The sequence below is a fragment of the Geomonas sp. Red276 genome, from assembly GCF_054784495.1.
Genome location: NZ_BLXW01000019.1, coordinates 51,199 through 68,195, shown reverse-complemented (window position 1 = coordinate 68,195; position 16,997 = coordinate 51,199). Strand labels below are relative to the sequence as shown.

Annotated in this window: 18 protein-coding genes; 7 read left to right on the top strand and 11 right to left on the bottom strand. The window is 63.0% G+C overall.

Going from position 1 to position 16,997, the window contains the following annotated elements; translation table 11 throughout:
- Positions 1 to 147: 147 nt before the first annotated feature.
- Genes ACYVL5_RS14290 through ACYVL5_RS14275 form a run of 4 tightly spaced genes read right to left on the bottom strand, consistent with a single transcriptional unit; the run spans position 148 to position 1,679 of the window.
- Positions 148 to 405 carry a hypothetical protein gene (locus ACYVL5_RS14290; protein WP_460596250.1) on the bottom strand — a complete coding sequence of 86 codons (258 nt, stop codon included), beginning with the start codon at positions 403 to 405 and terminating at the stop codon, positions 148 to 150.
- 14 nt (positions 406 to 419) lie between these two features.
- The gene (locus ACYVL5_RS14285; protein ID WP_460596283.1) at positions 420 to 722 is read right to left on the bottom strand and encodes a TIGR03905 family TSCPD domain-containing protein; all 303 of its coding nucleotides are present in this window, start codon (positions 720 to 722) and stop codon (positions 420 to 422) included.
- Positions 723 to 729: 7 nt separating this feature from the next.
- The gene (locus tag ACYVL5_RS14280; RefSeq protein WP_460596249.1) at positions 730 to 1,263 is read right to left on the bottom strand and encodes a YkgJ family cysteine cluster protein; all 534 of its coding nucleotides are present in this window, start codon (positions 1,261 to 1,263) and stop codon (positions 730 to 732) included.
- Positions 1,264 to 1,265: 2 nt separating this feature from the next.
- Positions 1,266 to 1,679 (bottom strand): response regulator, encoded by a 414-nt coding sequence (locus ACYVL5_RS14275; RefSeq protein ID WP_460596248.1) that lies wholly within the window; start codon positions 1,677 to 1,679, stop codon positions 1,266 to 1,268.
- A gap of 176 nt (positions 1,680 to 1,855) precedes the next feature.
- On the opposite strand from ACYVL5_RS14275, the gene ybaK reads away from it, so the two are divergent.
- The 3 genes from ybaK to ACYVL5_RS14260 all read left to right on the top strand — a co-directional run bounded on the left by ybaK (position 1,856) and on the right by ACYVL5_RS14260 (position 4,190).
- Entirely contained in the window at positions 1,856 to 2,344 is a 489-nt protein-coding gene (ybaK, locus tag ACYVL5_RS14270) for an aminoacyl-tRNA deacylase (protein ID WP_460596247.1), read from the top strand.
- A 59-nt stretch (positions 2,345 to 2,403) separates the two neighbouring features.
- Positions 2,404 to 3,246, top strand: coding sequence for an SIR2 family NAD-dependent protein deacylase (locus ACYVL5_RS14265; RefSeq protein ID WP_460596246.1), 843 nt, complete (start codon positions 2,404 to 2,406; stop codon positions 3,244 to 3,246).
- A 203-nt stretch (positions 3,247 to 3,449) separates the two neighbouring features.
- A complete protein-coding gene (locus ACYVL5_RS14260; RefSeq protein ID WP_460596245.1) occupies positions 3,450 to 4,190 on the top strand; it encodes a YecA/YgfB family protein in 741 nt (246 codons plus the stop codon).
- Between the two features lie 93 nt (positions 4,191 to 4,283).
- Here the strand turns inward: ACYVL5_RS14260 and ACYVL5_RS14255 are convergent, their stop codons facing one another.
- Complete coding sequence (locus ACYVL5_RS14255) at positions 4,284 to 4,394, bottom strand: VOC family protein (protein ID WP_460596244.1); 111 nt, start codon at positions 4,392 to 4,394, stop codon at positions 4,284 to 4,286.
- A gap of 88 nt (positions 4,395 to 4,482) precedes the next feature.
- On the opposite strand from ACYVL5_RS14255, the gene dusB reads away from it, so the two are divergent.
- The 4 genes from dusB to ACYVL5_RS14235 all read left to right on the top strand — a co-directional run bounded on the left by dusB (position 4,483) and on the right by ACYVL5_RS14235 (position 8,870).
- Positions 4,483 to 5,448, top strand: a complete 966-nt coding sequence (dusB, locus tag ACYVL5_RS14250) for a tRNA dihydrouridine synthase (RefSeq protein WP_460596243.1) — start codon at positions 4,483 to 4,485, stop codon at positions 5,446 to 5,448.
- Positions 5,441 to 6,526 carry a two-component system sensor histidine kinase NtrB gene (locus ACYVL5_RS14245; protein ID WP_460596242.1) on the top strand — a complete coding sequence of 362 codons (1,086 nt, stop codon included), beginning with the start codon at positions 5,441 to 5,443 and terminating at the stop codon, positions 6,524 to 6,526. Before dusB ends, ACYVL5_RS14245 begins: the two co-directional genes overlap by 8 nt.
- Positions 6,527 to 6,731: 205 nt before the next feature.
- The gene (locus ACYVL5_RS14240; protein ID WP_460596241.1) at positions 6,732 to 8,174 is read left to right on the top strand and encodes a sigma-54-dependent transcriptional regulator; all 1,443 of its coding nucleotides are present in this window, start codon (positions 6,732 to 6,734) and stop codon (positions 8,172 to 8,174) included.
- 132 nt (positions 8,175 to 8,306) lie between these two features.
- Positions 8,307 to 8,870, top strand: coding sequence for a cysteine hydrolase family protein (locus ACYVL5_RS14235; protein ID WP_460596240.1), 564 nt, complete (start codon positions 8,307 to 8,309; stop codon positions 8,868 to 8,870).
- Between the two features lies 1 nt (position 8,871).
- On the opposite strand, the gene ACYVL5_RS14230 is transcribed toward ACYVL5_RS14235, so the two are convergent.
- The 6 genes from ACYVL5_RS14230 to ACYVL5_RS14205 all read right to left on the bottom strand — a co-directional run bounded on the left by ACYVL5_RS14230 (position 8,872) and on the right by ACYVL5_RS14205 (position 16,985).
- Entirely contained in the window at positions 8,872 to 9,570 is a 699-nt protein-coding gene (locus ACYVL5_RS14230; RefSeq protein ID WP_460596239.1) for a response regulator, read from the bottom strand.
- 223 nt (positions 9,571 to 9,793) lie between these two features.
- Positions 9,794 to 11,077, bottom strand: coding sequence for an enoyl ACP reductase FabMG family protein (locus ACYVL5_RS14225; RefSeq protein ID WP_460596238.1), 1,284 nt, complete (start codon positions 11,075 to 11,077; stop codon positions 9,794 to 9,796).
- A gap of 22 nt (positions 11,078 to 11,099) precedes the next feature.
- Positions 11,100 to 12,449 carry a replicative DNA helicase gene (gene dnaB, locus ACYVL5_RS14220; RefSeq protein WP_460596237.1) on the bottom strand — a complete coding sequence of 450 codons (1,350 nt, stop codon included), beginning with the start codon at positions 12,447 to 12,449 and terminating at the stop codon, positions 11,100 to 11,102.
- Between the two features lie 289 nt (positions 12,450 to 12,738).
- Positions 12,739 to 13,377 carry a DNA repair protein RecO gene (gene recO, locus ACYVL5_RS14215; RefSeq protein ID WP_460596236.1) on the bottom strand — a complete coding sequence of 213 codons (639 nt, stop codon included), beginning with the start codon at positions 13,375 to 13,377 and terminating at the stop codon, positions 12,739 to 12,741.
- 213 nt (positions 13,378 to 13,590) lie between these two features.
- Entirely contained in the window at positions 13,591 to 14,508 is a 918-nt protein-coding gene (locus ACYVL5_RS14210; RefSeq protein ID WP_460596235.1) for a dihydrofolate reductase, read from the bottom strand.
- Between the two features lie 143 nt (positions 14,509 to 14,651).
- Positions 14,652 to 16,985, bottom strand: a complete 2,334-nt coding sequence (locus ACYVL5_RS14205) for an endonuclease MutS2 (RefSeq protein WP_460596234.1) — start codon at positions 16,983 to 16,985, stop codon at positions 14,652 to 14,654.
- Positions 16,986 to 16,997 lie beyond the last annotated feature (12 nt).

Sequence of the window (16,997 nt, the reverse complement as noted above, 5' to 3'; positions counted from 1 at the left end):
AGGTGCCGATAGCAACGGGGCATAATAATGAAAAAGTCAGTGGAATGCAAGATATATGGCCTGCTTGCGCGGGGAAAACGGTATACGCGGGAGCTGTGAAACGCCCTCCCCGTCAAGGGGAGGGCAAAGGTGAGGATGGGGGGAGTCCTACGGGGATTCCTCTTCCGGCGACGGACCCGGCGGGGGCGCCGGGGAGGTGAAAGTCTGCTGGGGAGCCGGCCTCTCCAGGGCCGCCACCGCCCGCTCGAGCTCGGAGAGCCGCTTCTCCATCTTCTCCGTCACCTCGAGCGTGCGGTCTACTCTCCCCTTGATCGAGAAGATCACGAAGGGGAGGACGAACCAGATGACGGTCAGGAAGAAGCCGATGATGGAAAGCATCATCATGAATCCGCCGAAGACTTCCATGGGGCCTCCGGTCATTACTGGGCTCCCGATACGGCCTGCTCCAGGGCCTTGGCAAGCTGGTCGGGGCAGGAGGTGTTCCCCTGGCAGGGGATCCCCTTGAGGCGGGTGATCGCTTCCTTTACCGGCATCCCGCGTACCAGCGCCGCGACCGCCTGGGTATTCCCCGCGCAGCCCTGGAAAAACTCGGTGTTCACGATGATGCCGTTTTCGATCTCGATGTCGATCCGGGTGGCACAGCTCCCGGAGGTGTGGTAGCTAACCTGGGTCTTCACGTACTGCTCCTTGTAAGTGTAATGGTGGCTTGGTGGTAGTCCAATGGCGGCGTCAGGCTACGGAGTCGGGCTCTTCCCGGGGGCCGAGGATGGCGTCGGCGATGGTGACCCGTTCGGGGCCGGGAGAGGATTGGAGGTACAGCGCGTTGATGGCCGCCAGCACGGCGTTGAGGCGTTCGAGGTCGATCACCGCGCTCCCCGGGATGCTTTCGAGCTCCTGGAAATTCCGGGGGCAGAAATCGACCTCCTGTTCCCCCTCGCGAGCGATCAAAAGCGGCAGGCCGTGGGTGCGGCAGATGATCGGGCGCGCCCCGTACAGAAGGCAGAGCCCGTCCTTGAGAAGCGGGCAGTGGCCGTCCGGGGTGGATTCTTCGGCTGAAGCGCGGATCACCTCCGCCTCGGCGGCGGAAAGTCCGGCGAGGGCCAGGCGAAGAGCAGCGGCCTCGACCGCGAAGATGGAGAGGTGGCGACAGCAGGAGTCGCAGCCGGGGGTGCAGGAAATGTGGGAGGCCAGGCTGGAGGTGGTGCGACCGCAGAGTTCGTCGACGCGGCCGACCAGGGTGAGATAGTTGTCGAGGGCGGGCATTGTTACCCCGTGCCGCGGAGGCTCTTCGTGAACGCTTCCATCAGCTCTTTGCTCAGGTAAAAGTACGGCTTTTCTATGGTGCCGGTGAAACCGAAGGTCTGGTAGTTCATCATGACGGGGTCGTCGGTTCTTCCGCTGGAAACGTACCCTTTTGCCTGGGGATCGATCTCCAGGAGCAACTTCATCGCCTCGGCTCCCCCGACGCCGCCGGGAATATTGAGGTCAAGGATCACCGCCACGAACGGCGACCCAGCATCGCGATGCTCTCGGTACAGTTTCACGGCTTCGGTCCCGTCAGCGGCAAATTCCACATCAAAACCATAACGTTTGAGGGTTTCACCTGCGACGAATCGTACCATCTCGTCATCGTCCATCACGAGCACCTTCGTCACTGCCTGCTGACCGCCTTCACCCATAGTGGAATCCCCGGTTGCTGGTTGTGTAGCTGCTTTAGACGTGATATGTAGTGCCATACATCTATAGCGTGGAAGATGGGTGCTTGCAAGTCGATTTTTTCATGTGAGTCGTAAAATGCGGTGCTTACGGCGCGAGGTATCCGCCGGATGCCCCTTATAGAATAAGGAGGCCGATGATGGCCAAGCTGAAGTCGCCGGTGACGGCGGCGGTCAGGGTGCTGAGGGATGCCAAGGTGGCCTACGAGGAGCATCCGTACAATTATGAGGAAAAAGGGGGGACCGCGGTATCCGCTCGCGAACTCGGGGTCGACGAGCATGCCGTGATAAAGACCCTCATCATGGAAGACGAAGGCAAAACCCCGCTGGTCGTCCTCATGCATGGCGACTGCCAGGTATCCACCAAGGAGTTGGCCCGGGCCATCGGGGTGAAATCGGTGGGGCCGTGCGCTCCCGAGGTCGCCAATCGCCACTCCGGCTACATGGTCGGGGGGACCTCCCCGTTCGGCACCCGGAAGCGGATGCCGGTCTACGTGGAGGAGAGCATCCTCGCCCTCCCCAAGATCTACATAAACGGCGGTCATCGTGGCTTCCTCGTTGCCATCTCCCCCGCCGACCTGGTCCGGGTGCTCAATCCCGTCCCCGTCAAAGTCGGCATCAAAGGGTAACCCTTCCCCCGAAGGCCGGGTGAGGGAGGTTTTAAGCGCCACCTTCAGGAGGCAATCCCATGGACCTTTCCGAAAAGTACGCCCAGGCTGCCGAATGGATCAGGGAAGCCCACGCCCTCCTGGTAACCGCCGGCGCGGGCATGGGAGTCGATTCCGGCCTCCCCGACTTCCGCGGCGATGCCGGCTTCTGGAAAGCCTATCCCCTCTACCAGCGTCTCGGGATCAGCTTTGTCGACGCCGCCAACCCCGATCACTTCGAGCGCGACCCCTCCTTCGGTTGGGGCTTTTACGGCCACCGCACCAACCTCTACCGCGAGACCGTTCCCCACCGCGGCTTCTCTATCCTGTTGGAATGGTCCCGGCGCTTCGGGATGGAATACTTCGTGGCCACCTCCAACGTGGACGGCCAGTTCCAGAAGGCCGGCTACCGTGAAGAAGCCGTCCTCGAATTTCACGGCTCTATCCACCACCTGCAGTGCACCCGCCCCTGTTCGAGCCGGATCTGGGAGAACAGCGAGCAGTTCGGGATCGACTTCGAGACCATGCGCTCCGACCATGTGCCGCTTTGCCCGCACTGTGGGGCCACCGCCCGTCCCAACATCCTGATGTTCGGCGACTGGGGGTGGATCGAGGACCGGACCCGTCGCCAGCAGGACCGCTTCCGTGCCTTCCTCGACCGCAACGCCGGGAAAAGGATCGTGGTCGTCGAGATGGGGGCCGGTACCGCCATCCCGACCGTGCGCGCCGCCAGCGAACGCGTCGGCTCCCTCTCCCGTGCCCACGTCGTCCGGATCAACCCCCGCGAGCCCCGGATCGCCCCGCCCCACATCTCTCTCCCCTGCAACGCCCTGGAAGCCCTGGCCGCCATCGACGACTGCCTCACCAAACCCACCCGAGGGTAGAGGAGATCCTCCGCTACTTTGGGAGGGGGGGGAAGGCTGTGCGAGGGGTTTTTCTCCCCCCGTTTCGCCCGGGGGGCCTTCAGCGGCGGCAGGCGGTGACCCTGGAATCCACAGAATTTTCTGTTATTATTATGCAATTCTAATTCTGTGCCTTGCGCCGGCCGTGGTGCTTCTGTAGGACAATTCCAAAGTGGAGAAACGATATGAGCGAGAATCTGCTTGAGGCCCCTGAACGGGACGCGATCGAAGCGCATCTGAAAAAGTGCCAGGCAAATTTTGGCCGGGAGGCTACTACCTTCGAACAGCTGCTTGGCTTCGTCACCGGCGCCGTCATCACCCCTGGAGGATTCGAGCCGTCGGACTGGCTGCAACAGTTATTCGATCTCAACGGAATAGCTCTTGGGGCCGTAGAGGACATCGAAGTCTTCATGGAATCGCTGCTGTCGCTGTATGAGCGGGTGGAGGGAGTGAAGCTGCAGGGGGAAGAGCTGTTCCCCTTCGACCTGCTCAAAATTAACCTCGTGACGGAGGCCCAGCCGGTCATCGATTGGGCAACCGGCCTGCATCACGCCATCTCGTCGCAGGAGGATATCTGGATTCCTTACGAGGACGAAGAGGATTACATCGATGAGAAACTGAAGGAAGAGGTCAACCTGAACATTCAATCCCTTGGCACGGTGGTAGATCCAGCCTCGATACCGGAGATAGTCAAGGACCCGGTTCCATTCCAGCGTAACGTCCTGGCTGGTTCCCCCGATTGGCACCATGCGTTGCGCGAAAGCTGGGACGAGGAGTTGATTACGCTCTTCAGGATCTTCGGCATCGCCCGCCTGCACCATGTCGTGGATTCTCTGCAGCGTTACGCAGCCGCGTATGACGAGGAGGACATAAATGAGGAGTGCAATGAAAGCTTGGGCATTCGCCCAGATAAAGAGGAGTCCTGATCAGCCAATAGGGCCGTAGTTCACCGTGCCGGTGGCCGTCACCAGGCAAAAGGGCCAGCTTCTCAAGCTGGCCCTTTTGCGTTACCGCCTCTGTCACGCAACCGGTGGCAGATTCAACTGCCAGGAAACCCCAAAGCGGTCGCAGCACCAGCCGAACCGGCGGCTGAAGCCGTAGTCGTTGGTGATCTGTTGCAACCTTGCCACAGGTTTTCTCCCTGCACAATCCCCTTGATTTCCGTGACCCTACCTGTTAGTATGCACATTTTTTAAGCAGATAAGGAAGATGAAAGATATGCAGAAAACGGTGGCGATCGGCTCGCTGACCTTGAAGAACCGGTTGTTCCTCGCCCCCATGGCCGGAATCACCAACCTCCCGATGCGATTGATCGCCCGCCGCGAAGGGGCCTCGCTCACCTTCACCGAAATGGTCAGCGTGAACGGCCTCACCCGCGAGGGACGCAAGAGTTTCGATCTTTTGAAGACCACCCCCGAGGACCGTCCCATCGGGATGCAGCTCTTCGGCGACGAGCCGGAGATGGTGGCCGAGGCCGCCCGGCTGGTCGAGGGGTACGGCGAGCTCATCGATATCAACATGGGATGCCCGGTACGCAAGGTGGTCGGCACCGGCGCCGGCAGCGCCCTTTTGAAGGACCCTCCCCGCATCGCCGCCATGGTGGCCGCGGTGAGGAAGGCGACCACGCTCCCGTTGACCATCAAGATCCGCACCGGCTGGGTCTGCGGCGACGACGTCTTCCTCGAGGTGGGACGGATCGCCCAGGAGGAGGGGGCCGACGCCATCACCCTCCATCCCAGGAGCCGCGCCATGATGTTCGACGGCCACGCGGACTGGTCGAAGATCGGCGAGCTGAAGAGTCTCCTCAAGATCCCGGTGATCGGCAGCGGGGACCTCTTCACCGCCTCGGACGTGGTCGCCATGCTGGAGCAAACCGGCTGCGACGCGGTGATGGTGGCCCGCGGGGCCATGGGGAATCCCTGGATCTTCCGGGAGTCCCTTGCCATCTTGGCCGGCGAGGAGCCCGTCCCCCCCACCGCTTCCGAGCGCCATCGGGCCGCCCTCGACCACCTCGCCCTTTTCGAGGAGCACGAGGGAGCAAGGCTCGCGCTCATGGAGATGCGCAAGCATCTCGCCTGGTATTCCAAGGGACTTCCCGGCGCCGCCCAGTTCCGGGCCGCCGTCAACCGGATCGAGGATCGTTCCCAACTTGTCGAGGCAATGGAGAGCTTTTTCCATGGGTGACACGACAGAAAGCTATTACGCAAACGTGGTGGACAGTTTCGGCGACGGCGTCATCGTGCTGGACAACGCCGGAGCGGTGACCCACATGAACCCGGCGGCCGAGGAGATGGCGGGCGTTTCCCGTCGCCTAGCCAAGGGGAAGCCGTTCAAGGACATCTTCAAAGGGGAGGATGCTCTCAACGAGATGGTGGCCAAGACCGTCGCCACCGGCATGTCGGTCTCGGATCACGAGAACATCGTCCTCAAACGCAGCGGCAGGATTACCCCGATCGGCACCAGCACCTCGCCCCTTTTGAGCTCCTCCGGCGAGCGGATCGGGACCATCGTGCTCATGCGTGACCTCACCAACGTGAGGGAACTGGAGGCTGCCGTCCGTCAGGCGGATCGCCTCTCCTCCCTGGGGGCGCTGGCCGCAGGCCTCGCGCACGAGATCAAGAACCCCCTGGGGGGCATCAACGGCGCCGCCCAGCTCCTCGAGATGGAGTTCCCCGACAACGAGGATCTCCGCGAGTACATACGGGTTATGCTGAAGGAGGTGCAGCGGGTCAACGTCATCGTGGAGGAGTTGCTGGCGCTCGCCTCCCCCGGCAGGCTCAAGCTCTCCAAGGTGAATCTCCACCGGGTCCTCTCGGACATCGTGCTCCTGCAAAAGCGCGCCACCGGTGGCCGGGAGATCGGCATCCAGCAGTACTTCGACCCCAGCATCCCCGCCATCCTGGCGGACGAGTCGCTCCTGACCCAGCTCTTCCTGAACCTCATCAAGAACGCCATCGAGGCGGTCGGGGAGGGGGGCGTCGTCAAGGTCAGCAGCCGGGTACTCTCCGACTACGCCATGAACCAGATAGGGGAAAGGCGGGCGAGGATGGTCGCCATCGACGTGGCCGATAACGGCCCCGGCATCGCCCCGGATGTCCTGGAGAATCTCTTCACACCCTTTTTCACCACCAAATCCAAGGGGACCGGCCTCGGCCTCGCGATCTGCCAGAAAATCGTGTCGGAGCACCGCGGCATGATCAAGGTCGATTCCGACGCATCCCGCGGCACGGTCTTTACCGTTATGCTCCCCTTGATCCAGTAACCGTACCGCTGGTCCGTGGCGGCGGCCTTCAACGGCGAAGGCCATAAACGTCGCGGCGGCCAGCACATCTTCCCCATCCTCACCCCGGCCCTCCCCTTGAAGGGGAGGGGCCCGCGGGACGGGGACGGTGGGTACTCTTAGCTCAAACCATGGGGGAGCAGCGTCGCTACCCTGCTAGCTGAACGAACTGCCCCAGGAGTCTGCTATGACAAGCATCAAGAACATACTGGTCGCCGACGACGAAGAGAGCATGCGATGGGTCCTTTCCAAGGCCCTCAGGAAGAAGGGTTTCAACGTCGACCTGGCGCGAGACGGAGACGAGGCGCTCCGTATGATCAAGGAGAGCTCCTACGACCTGGCGCTCCTCGACATCAAGATGCCGGGGGTGTCCGGGCTCGAGCTTTTGGACCGCATCAAGGACGAGAGCGGCGACCTCTTCGTGGTCATCATGACCGCCGAGGCGAGCATGAAGAATGCGGTCGAGGCGATGAAGCGCGGCGCCTACGACTACTTCACCAAGCCCTTCGACCTCGGGGTGATCGACGCCCTGGTGGAGAAGGTGAGCCGGGCCCGCGAGATGACCTCCCAGGTCTCGCTCCTGAAGGAAGAGCTCAAAGACCGCTACCAGCTTGAAAAGACCATCATCGGCAACTCCCCCGTCATGCGTGACATCTACAAGACCATCGGCAAGGTCGCCCCGAGCGACGTGACGGTGCTCGTGCAGGGGGAATCGGGGACCGGCAAGGAGCTGATCGCCCGCGCCATCCACTACAACTCCAAACGGCTCGGCAAGCCCTTCATCCCCTTGAACTGCGCCGCCATCCCGAAGGAGCTTTTGGAGAGCGAACTCTTCGGCTTCGAGAAGGGGGCCTTCACCGGCGCCTCGGAGCGTAAGCTCGGCAAGTTCGAGCAGGCCAACGGCGGCACCATCTTCCTCGACGAGATCGGCGACATGCCGTTCGACCTCCAGGCCAAGATCCTGAGGGTCCTCCAGGAGCGGGAGATCACCCGGACCGGCGGCAACCAGAGTATCCCGGTCGACGTCCGCATCGTGGCGGCGACCAACCAGGACCTGGAGGACAGCGTCCGGAAGAAGCAGTTCCGCGAGGACCTCTACTACCGCCTGAACGTGATCCCCATCCACCTGGTGCCGCTTCGCGAGCGCGCCGAGGACGTGCCGCTTCTGGTCGATTACTTCCTGGCCAAGATCTGCGGAGAGCTGGAGGTCCCGGTCAAGCGCTGCTCGCCGGACGCCATGAAGCTTCTGACCGGCTACAACTGGCCCGGCAACATCCGCGAACTGGAGAACACCATCAAGCGCGCGGTGATCCTCTCCCCCGACCCCCTGCTGGTGGCCGCCGACTTCCCCGGCCTTCGGAGCCGGCAGAGCGGGGACGGCAAGGGCGAGGAGCTTTCCCTGGAAGGGATCGTCGACCTGAAGCTGCGCGGGAGCTTCACCAACATGGAACGGATGGAGAGCGGCGACGTGTACGCCATGGTTCTCGAGCAGGTGGAGCGCCCGCTGATCCGCTTCGTCCTGGAGAAGACCCGCGGCAACCAGGTCAAGGCCGCCGACATCCTCGGCATCAACCGCAACACCCTCAGGAAGAAGATCACCGAACTCGGCATCGAACTCAGGAAGGAATAGCCGCGAGACGGCCGGCTGCTGTTCCTTCCCGCTGACCCCACCACCAGGCTCCCTCCTTGTCAAAGGGGGAGCGGGGGGGGGATTTGAACCCTCACCGATGGAAAAGGCACAAAAAATCAAGGAGGTCTACCCGTGACAGTGATGGAGAAGTTCTTTTTGGACCGTAACACGGCGCAACTGGTGGTGGTCGACGTGCAGGAAAAGCTCTGCCTGGCTATGGACCCCCCGGTGCTTGAGAAGCTGACGAAAAACATCTCCATCCTGCTGGATGCGGCGACCGAGCTGGGACTCCCGGTGGTGGCCACCGAGCAGTACGTGAAGGGGCTCGGTGCGACCATTCCGGCCCTCAAGGAGAAGCTCACCTCCGCGGCGCTCGAGAAGATGACCTTCAGCTGCTGCGGCGGCGAAGGGTTCATGGAGACCCTGGCCAAAAACGGGAAGAAACAGGTGATCCTGGTGGGGATGGAGACTCACGTCTGCGTGCTGCAGACGGCCCTCGAGCTGATCGAGAAGGGGTACGTGGTGCACCTGGTGTGCGACGCGGTGATGAGCCGGAAAAAGGATAACTGGGACATCGCCAAAGGGGCGATGGCGGCGGCCGGGGCGGTGCTGACCTCGACCGAGTCGGTGGTTTTCCAGCTTCTCAAGGTGGCGGGGACCGAGGAGTTCAAGAAGCTCTCCAAGCTGGTCCGGTAGGCTAGGTGTGCTGGTTGAGGAAGCGGGCCAGGTCCGCTTCCGCTTCCTTGGGGATGGAGATGATCTCCACCCCGAAACCGATCGGCAGCACCGGCTTCACCCGGCGGCTACCCGAGTTGGTCCAGGCGATTCTTCCCTTGGCCTGAATCACCGTCCCGATCGGGTCGGGAAGGGCGAAGACGAGATCGATCATCCTCCCCACCTCCGCGTCGATATCCGCCGTGATGTAGGTGCCGTGCCGGCTGATGTCGGCAAGGGTGCCGGAAAGGGTGACCCCGAAGGCACGGAATTTAGCCTTGATGTTGCACGGCACCCGCTTGTCGCGCCGCTCGATCTCCGGGAGGAACCTGCGGGCGGTGGCCAGGAAGAGGAGGCGGTCCAGCGGCTTGGTCATGAAGTCGTCGCACCCGGCGTCCAGGCAGAGTTTACGATCTTCAGCCTTTCCCTCCGAAGTAATGAGAACGACCGCAGTCCCTTTGAGATTGCGGTCTTCTTTTATCTTGCGGCAGCAGTCGGCGCCGTTCATGACCGGCATGTGGAGATCCATGAAGACGAGACCGGGCTGCTCCTGCCGGCAGAGGGCGAGGGCCTCCTGCCCGTCGCGCGCCGACAGTACCCGCACCGCGGAATGCTGCAGGTATCCCTTTTCAAGTTCCAGGAACATATTCACGTCATCTACAAGCAGAATTTTTTCCGCCATAACATTTCCTTTCGCTCTGCCTGATCCCCGCCCGCCTTCGCCAAGGCTGCGGCGGGCACACCCTCTCCCCCCCTTGAAGGGGAGGACTCTTGAATATACCCCTCGCCCCGCCGTAGCCTTGGCGAAGGCGGGTGGCCGAAGGCCGGGTGAGGGACGATTTCAAACCTCCCTCACCCTTCCCCTCTCCCGGGGAGAGGGTGCGTGGATGATGATCGGGGGATACCTACTTGCCGGCCAGCGCCTTGGCGATCACGTCGTGGTTCAGCCAGAAGACCGGGGCCTGGGGGGCCCAGGAGGAATTGAACATCAGCTTGCCGACGCCCACAAAAACGGCGCGGGAGAGGACGGCGCAGACGATCTCCTTCGGATCGGCGTTGAGCGAGATCAGCTCCGCGGAGATGTTCAGCATGTACTCCTGCTGGGCCGGGGAGTTGTGCTGCGGCCAGGAGTCGTAGTCGCGGGTGGAGGTGACCAGCGGGTTGACCAGGTAATCGGTGGCGATCTTCACCAGGTCGTCGGTGGTGGTCCCTTCCTTCAGCATCGACTGGCAGTCGTTGACCACCGACTCCACCCCTTCCTTCTTGAGGGCGGACAGCAGCGGATACAGGGAGTTCTCGACGCCGAGGAAGAGGGCGCTCGAGTTGGTGAGGATCTCGGGGCAGTTGTAAACGGTGGCCTTGATGCCGTTATCCCAGGCGGCGGTGGCGATCTCCTCCAGGCGGATCTTCGCCCATCCCTGCAGGTACGGGGTGTAGGACTGCCAGACGAACTCGCCGTTCACCATGACCTCGCAGCCGTGGTAGCCATAGGCGGCGTAGCGGACGTCGTGGGTGTCACGCAGGGGGGCGGTGGCCTCGATCAGGTAGCCGAAGGTGTCGGCAGTGACCTCGTTGAAGCTCAGCGCGCAGAGCTGCCCCATGTCGGAGTTCCAGAACGGCTCCGAGGCGAGGAAACGGTCACCCTGCCCCTTGAAGAGCTTGTTGAGGATCGGCATGAAGACGCGGGCGCGCGGGATGCCGCCTGCCATGGTGTGCACCACGAGGAGATTCCCCTTGGAGGGGAGGAGGGCGGTGAGTTCCTTGATGACCGCGGCCAGGTTTTCGCGGAAGCGCTTGGTGCCGGCCTTGCGGGAGAAATCCACCTCGGCCGGATCGAGCTTCACCGAAGCCCAGTCGTCCGGCTTCACCCCTTTGAAGCGGTCGCAGGGGGTGACGCCGTCCTTGCCGGGCTCCATGTCGAAGCCGGCCTCCAGCGGGATGTTGATGATCTTACCGCCCAGGTTGGCTTCGGCAGCGGCAAGCTCCTCGGCGTTCAAGGGGCGGAGCGTTCCGTCGGAGTCGCGGCGGCCGACGGTGGCGCCGATGATGGTCATCCCCTTGGCGCGTGCCTCGTCGATGATGCCGTTGGCGTAGCCGCGGCCGAACAGTTCGCCGCAGAGAAAAAGGACGTCCCCCTTCTTGAATCCCGCAGTGGCGGGCACTTCGCGCATGGCGTGGTACTTGGTCATAGCATTTCCTTTCTTTCACTCGTTATGAGTAGTCTTCTTTGGCAGCATTTTCGAACCGGGTGAACTCGCCGCGGAAGGTCAGGTCGACCGTTCCGGTCGGGCCGCTTCGATGCTTTCCGATGATGATTTCCGCCTTCCCCTTGAGCTCCTCGTTGTCCTTCTCGTAGACCTCGCCGCGGTAGACGAACATGATGATGTCGGCGTCCTGCTCGATAGCACCCGATTCCCTCAAGTCGCTCATCATCGGGCGCTTGTCGGAGCGCTGCTCCAGGCCTCGGTTGAGCTGGGAGAGGGCGATCACCGGGATGCCGAGTTCCTTGGCGAGCCCCTTGAGCGAGCGGGAGATCTCGGAGATCTCCTGCTGGCGGGACTCGGGGTTGACCCCGCCGCGCATGAGCTGGAGGTAGTCGATGACGATCAGCCCGATGTCGTGCTCGGCCTTCAACCGCCGCGCCTTGGAGCGGAGCTCCATCACCGTGATGGAGGGGGTGTCGTCGATGAAGATCTTGGCGTCGTGCAGGGCGCCCGCACCCTTGGTGAGCTTCGGCCAGTCGTTCTCCAACAGGTGCCCGGTCTTGAGCCGGCTCAGGTCCACGCGGGCCACCGAGCAAAGGAGCCTCTCGACCAGCTGTTCCTTGGGCATCTCCAGCGAGAAGATGGCGGCCGGGTAGGGGGTATCCGATTCGATGGCCGCGTACTGGGCGACGTTCAGCGCGAAGGTCGTCTTGCCCATGGCCGGGCGCCCGGCGATGATGACGAGGTCACCCGCGTGGAAGCCGGCGGTCATCTTGTCGAGATCGGTGTAGCCGGTGGGGACCCCGGTGATCAGCTCCTTCTTCTCGTAGAGGAGCTCGATGTTCTTGATGGTGTCCTTCAGGATGTCGCTGACCTGGTAGTAGGCCGGGCGGAGCTTGTTCTCGCCGATCTCGAAGATGACCTTCTGGGCGGTGTCGAGCAGTTCCTCGACGTCGACCTTGTCCTCGAAGCCCTGGCTGACCAGGTCGGTGGCGGCCGAGATCAGCTTGCGGGTAAGCCCCTTCTCCTTGACGATCTTGCAGTAGTAGGCGATGTTGGCCGCCATCGGGACGTAGTCCACCAGGGTGGCCAGGTAGGCGCCGCCGCCCACCTCCTCCAACTCCCCTTTCTTGCGGAGCTGGGTGGTCATGGTGATGAGGTCGCACGGCTCCCCGCGTTCGCTCAGCTCGATCATGGCGCGCATGATCTTGCGGTGGGTCTCGCGATAGAAATCGTCCGGGGTGAGGATCTCCAGCACCCGGTTGATCGCCTCGTTGTCCACCAGGACGCCGCCGAGGATCGACATCTCCGCCTCGATGCTCTGCGGCGGCAGTTTTCTCATGTCCATGGGGTTCATCGGTACCTCAAAATCTTCCCTCACCCCTGCCCCGCTTACCCGACGGAGGGAGGATGACAGGCCCTGATCATACCCTCGCCACTTCACGGGAGCGGGAGAAGGTATCTTTTTTATACCCTCGCACCTTCAGGGGAGAGGGTGCCCGAAGGGCGGGTGAGGGCGGTTTCCGCCTTCGGCGCTGCGCCCTTTTGGTTGGTTTCTTCGAAACGGAGAATACTACCTTCATCCGTCCCCCCGGTCAACCATTTTGCTTAAGATATTAGGGAATTCTGCCGGTTCGGCGGGGGGATTATCCCCCGCACTCCCTGAGAAAGGCGAGCGACTTGAGCTCCCGGTCGAGATGCAGGTCGATGGCGGGGTTGAGGAGCAGGTCCGCCTCCCTGAGGAGGTGGTCGGGGAAGATTACGGCGCCGAATCTCCCGGTCCGCATGGCCCGGTCGAGGAGCTCCGCGGTCTCCGGCGAGACGCCGCGCACCGAGAGGTCGGGCTGGTAGCCGAGGATCTTCAGCAGGTTAACGGTGAAGAAGCGCCGGTCGGATGGGGAGAGCGGTGCGGAGTCGAGCCGTTCCAGGTAGCAGTAGAGGAGGCGGAACAGGCGGGGATTGGGCTCCTCCTCGGGAGTGAGCCGTTCCACCAGCTCGCAGGCGTAGGCGGCGGTGCCGATCTTGGCGAGGTCGGTGCGGATGCCGGCAAAGATGCCGACGATGTCGGCGGAAAGGAGGGTGGCGAGGCCGCTTCCCTTCTGGAGCTGGAGTCTCAGGTGCGCGAACGGCTCGAGCGCGCCGCCGAAGCGTTTGCGGCTCTTTTTGGCGCCGCGGGCGATCCCGGAAATCTTTCCCTGCTCCAGGGAGAAGAGGGTGACGATGCGGTCCGCCTCCCCGTAGTCGGTGAGCCGGAGCACGATTGCTTCAGTCTCGGATCTTTTCATTCAGGCACTCAACTAACCCCATCCTCACCCTGTCCCTCCCCTTGAAGGGGAGGGTACCCTTGGGCCGGAAGCATTGCCTACGGTTGATTGATTTACCCTCGCCCCCTCTGGGGGAGAGGGTGGCCGAAGGCCGGGTGAGGGCTGGTTCGAAAATCGCGTGGGCACGGGGTGAGGGCTGGTTTTAACCGGGGATCGGACGCGACAACGGGGAGGTCAACGCTTGATCTTGCTCCTCAAAAGCCCCAGGTACCGGTTCAGGAAATTCTCTCGTGGCAGCGACGGTATCACCGGTTCCCGCCGGGTCCCTATGCGCACCAGCTCGACCTGCAGTTCCGGCCCACCCCCAAGCTGCATCCCGAGGCGGAAGGTCGCCAAGGCGTCCCCCTGTTTCCCCGCCAGGAGTTGAATCCGGCCGAGATTGAGGCAGACGCGTGGATTGTCAGGAACCTGCCGGAGCGCCTCCTCGGCCATCTTCAGCGCGACGGTCACGTCACCGCCGCTTTTCGCCAGGCAGAGAGCGAGATCGGAGCTGCACTCCGGGCTCTCCTCGATGGCGGAGGCCTGCTCCAGGCAGATCCTTCCCAGGAAGAACAGCTGGCGCTGGATTGCCTCCTTCCCCTTGCGTCGTAGTTCCTCGACGTCCTCGCCGCGGACGGGGCCGTCCACCCGCTCAAAGGTCACGAAGGTGATCGGCGGGGTGAGGTCCTGGCGCTCTTCGATGGCGGTCTGCTGGAAAGTGGCGGGGATTTCCGGGAAGAACGTGTCCCCCGGGTAGCGCTCATGCACCACCGTGAGGTAGATCCTCTGGCAGAGCGGGATGGCCTCCCTGAAGATCTCGCCGCCGCCGCAGATGAAGACCTCTTCCTCCTTCTCGCAGGCGACCAGCGCTTCCTGGAGGGAATGGACGAGCTCGCACTCTTTGAGGGAGGGGAGGCTCCTGCTGAGGACGATATTGCGGCGGCCGGGGAGGGGATGGCCGATGGAGTCATAGGTCTTTCTCCCCATGATCACCGGGTGCCCCATGGTTATGTTTTTGAAGCGGGTCAGGTCGGCGGGGAGGTGCCAGGGGAGTTTTCCCTGGTAACCGATCACCCTCTCCTCCGACATCGCCGCGATGAGCGAGACGATCATAAAGAACCCGATGAACAAGTTCTACGTGCCAGGTTCCATGTCCCACGTTGAAAACCGCTACGGCGAAGCGGTCGCCACCTTCAAGCAGTTTGCCCTTTAACGTAGAACGTAGAACCTAGAACATAGAACAGTTTTAATTGTTATCACCGCAATGTTACCACGGTAACGCCGTCTCCGCCTTCGAATCGTTCGCCGGTTCGGTAGGAGGCGACCAGCGGATGGGTGGCGAGATAGCTCCGCACCCCCCGCATGAGGGCCCCGGTTCCCTTGCCGTGCACGATCCGCAGCTCGCCGATCCGGTCCAGCGCCGCGTGGTTCAAAAACGGCTCCAGCTGATCGATGGCTTCTTCCACCCGCATCCCGAGAAGGTTGATGCTGGAGACCGGCTCCTCCCGCTCGGCTTCCTTCTGCGCCCGCTTGGCCCGTACCTTGGTCTCTTTCCCCTTGGCCCTCGCCAGGGCGGAGAGCGGGACCTCGATCTCCATGCTCCCGGCCCGGACCCGGACCTTGCCGTCGCGTCCGTCTATGGAAAGGACCTTGGCGTCGGAATTGAGCGGCTTCACGAAGACGGTCTGCCCCACCTCGACCTTGTCGACCGGGACCTCCCGCTCCGGGCTCATCTCGGCCAGCACCCGCTCCACCTCGGCCTCGGCCTGGTCCAGCTTGGCCTTCGCCTCCCGCGCCTTCTCCTTGCGGGCCTCCTCCATGATCTCCAGGACCTCCCGGCGCGCCTTGCGGATGATCTGCTGGGCCTCCTGGTATCCCTTCTCCTTGGCCCCCCTGACCAGTTCGTTGGCCTCCCGCACCCGGTCGGCCAGGTTCTGCTCGTTGCGGATGAGCTTCTCCTCCCGCAGGGCGAGATCGTCCAGCTTCTCTTCGAGCTGCCGGCTCTTATCCTTGAGATCGCGCAAGAGGGCGTGGAAGTCGGCCTCCATGGTGCCGATCATGCTCTTGGCGAAATGCACCACGTGGGCGGGGAGCCCGTAGCGGGCGGCGATGTCGAGCGCGTGGGACTCTCCCGGCTCGCCCAGGGTGAGGCGGTAGAGCGGGGCCAGCTTCTGGCGGTCGAAGGCCATCGCCGCGTTCAGCATCCCTTGCTCTCTCTGCACGAAACCGATGATCTCGGTCAGGTGGGTGGTGGCGATCACCAGCGCCCCCTTGCCGTGGAGCTCCTTGAGGACGGCGCAGGCGATGGCGGCCCCCTGTCCCGGCTCGGTCCCGGTTCCCAATTCGTCGAGGAGCACGAGGGTGTCCTTGTCGGCGCCGGAAAGGATGGAGGCGATCTTGGAGATGTGGGCCGAGAAGGTGGAAAGGCTCTCCTCGATGGACTGCTCGTCGCCGATGTCCACCAGGATGCTGGAGATGAGCGGGATGCGGGAGCCCGGCGCGGCGGGGATCGGCATCCCGGAGAGGGCCATCACGGTCAAAAGCCCGGCGTTCTTGATGGCTATGGTCTTGCCGCCGGTGTTGGGGCCGGTGACCACCATGACCCGGTTGTCGTCGGTGAGCTCCAGGTCGAGCGGGACGACCTCTTTCCCCATGAGGGTGAGGATCGGGTGACGGGCGGCCTTGAGCGAGAAGCCGTTTCCTTCCACGAGGATGGGGGGCTCGCACTTGAGCCTGTCCGAGAAGAGGGCGATGCAGTTCAGGACGTCCAGCATGACCAGGGCCTGGAACTGCTCCAGCATCAGGTCGGCGTCCTCGCGGATCCAGTCGCAGAGCTGGCGGATGATCCTGATCTCCTCGGCGCGCTCGTCGGCCACCAGGTTCTCGAGCTCGTTGGCGAGCCCGATGATCTCCAAAGGCTCCATGAAGGCGGTCTCGCCGGAGTTGGAGACGTCGTGCACGACCCCCGGCACCATCCCCTTGGAGTCCATCCGGACCGGGATCACCCACCGTCCCGACCGCTGGGTGATGAAGTCGTCCTGCAGGAAGATGGCGGTGTGGCGCTCGCGGACGATCTCCTCCAGCCGCCTCTTGATGCGGGCGGTGAGCCCCTTCTTCTGCCCCCTGATGTCGGCCAGAAGCCGCGACGCGGTGTCCAGGATCTCTCCCACCTCGTTCACCGTGTGCTCGAGCGGGTTGAGGATGTCCGGGAAACCGGTGATGACACCCGCCTTTTCCTGGAGAAGCGGAATGTCGTTGCGGTAGCCGAGCTGGGTGGAGACCGCGGCCATGACCCTTAAGGTGGGGATGAAGAGCTGCAGGTCGAGGGGGGAGAGGACCGCGCCGCGCGGGCGCACGCCGCGCAACTGGCGCGTGATGTCCTCGAAGGGGGAGAGCTTGAGGGAGATCCCGAGGCGGTTGAGCCTCCTGATCTCGTCGACCAGCCCCAGGCGGAGTTCGGTCTTTTCCGGGGAGTTGAGAGGTGCGATGGCGAGGGCGTCGGCTCGCGACGCTTCGCAGTGGGAGAAAGCGGCCACGGATTCGAGTATCTTGTCGAACTCCAGCCGCTTGAGAGTGTCTTTGTTTATCATCAAGTCAGCCTT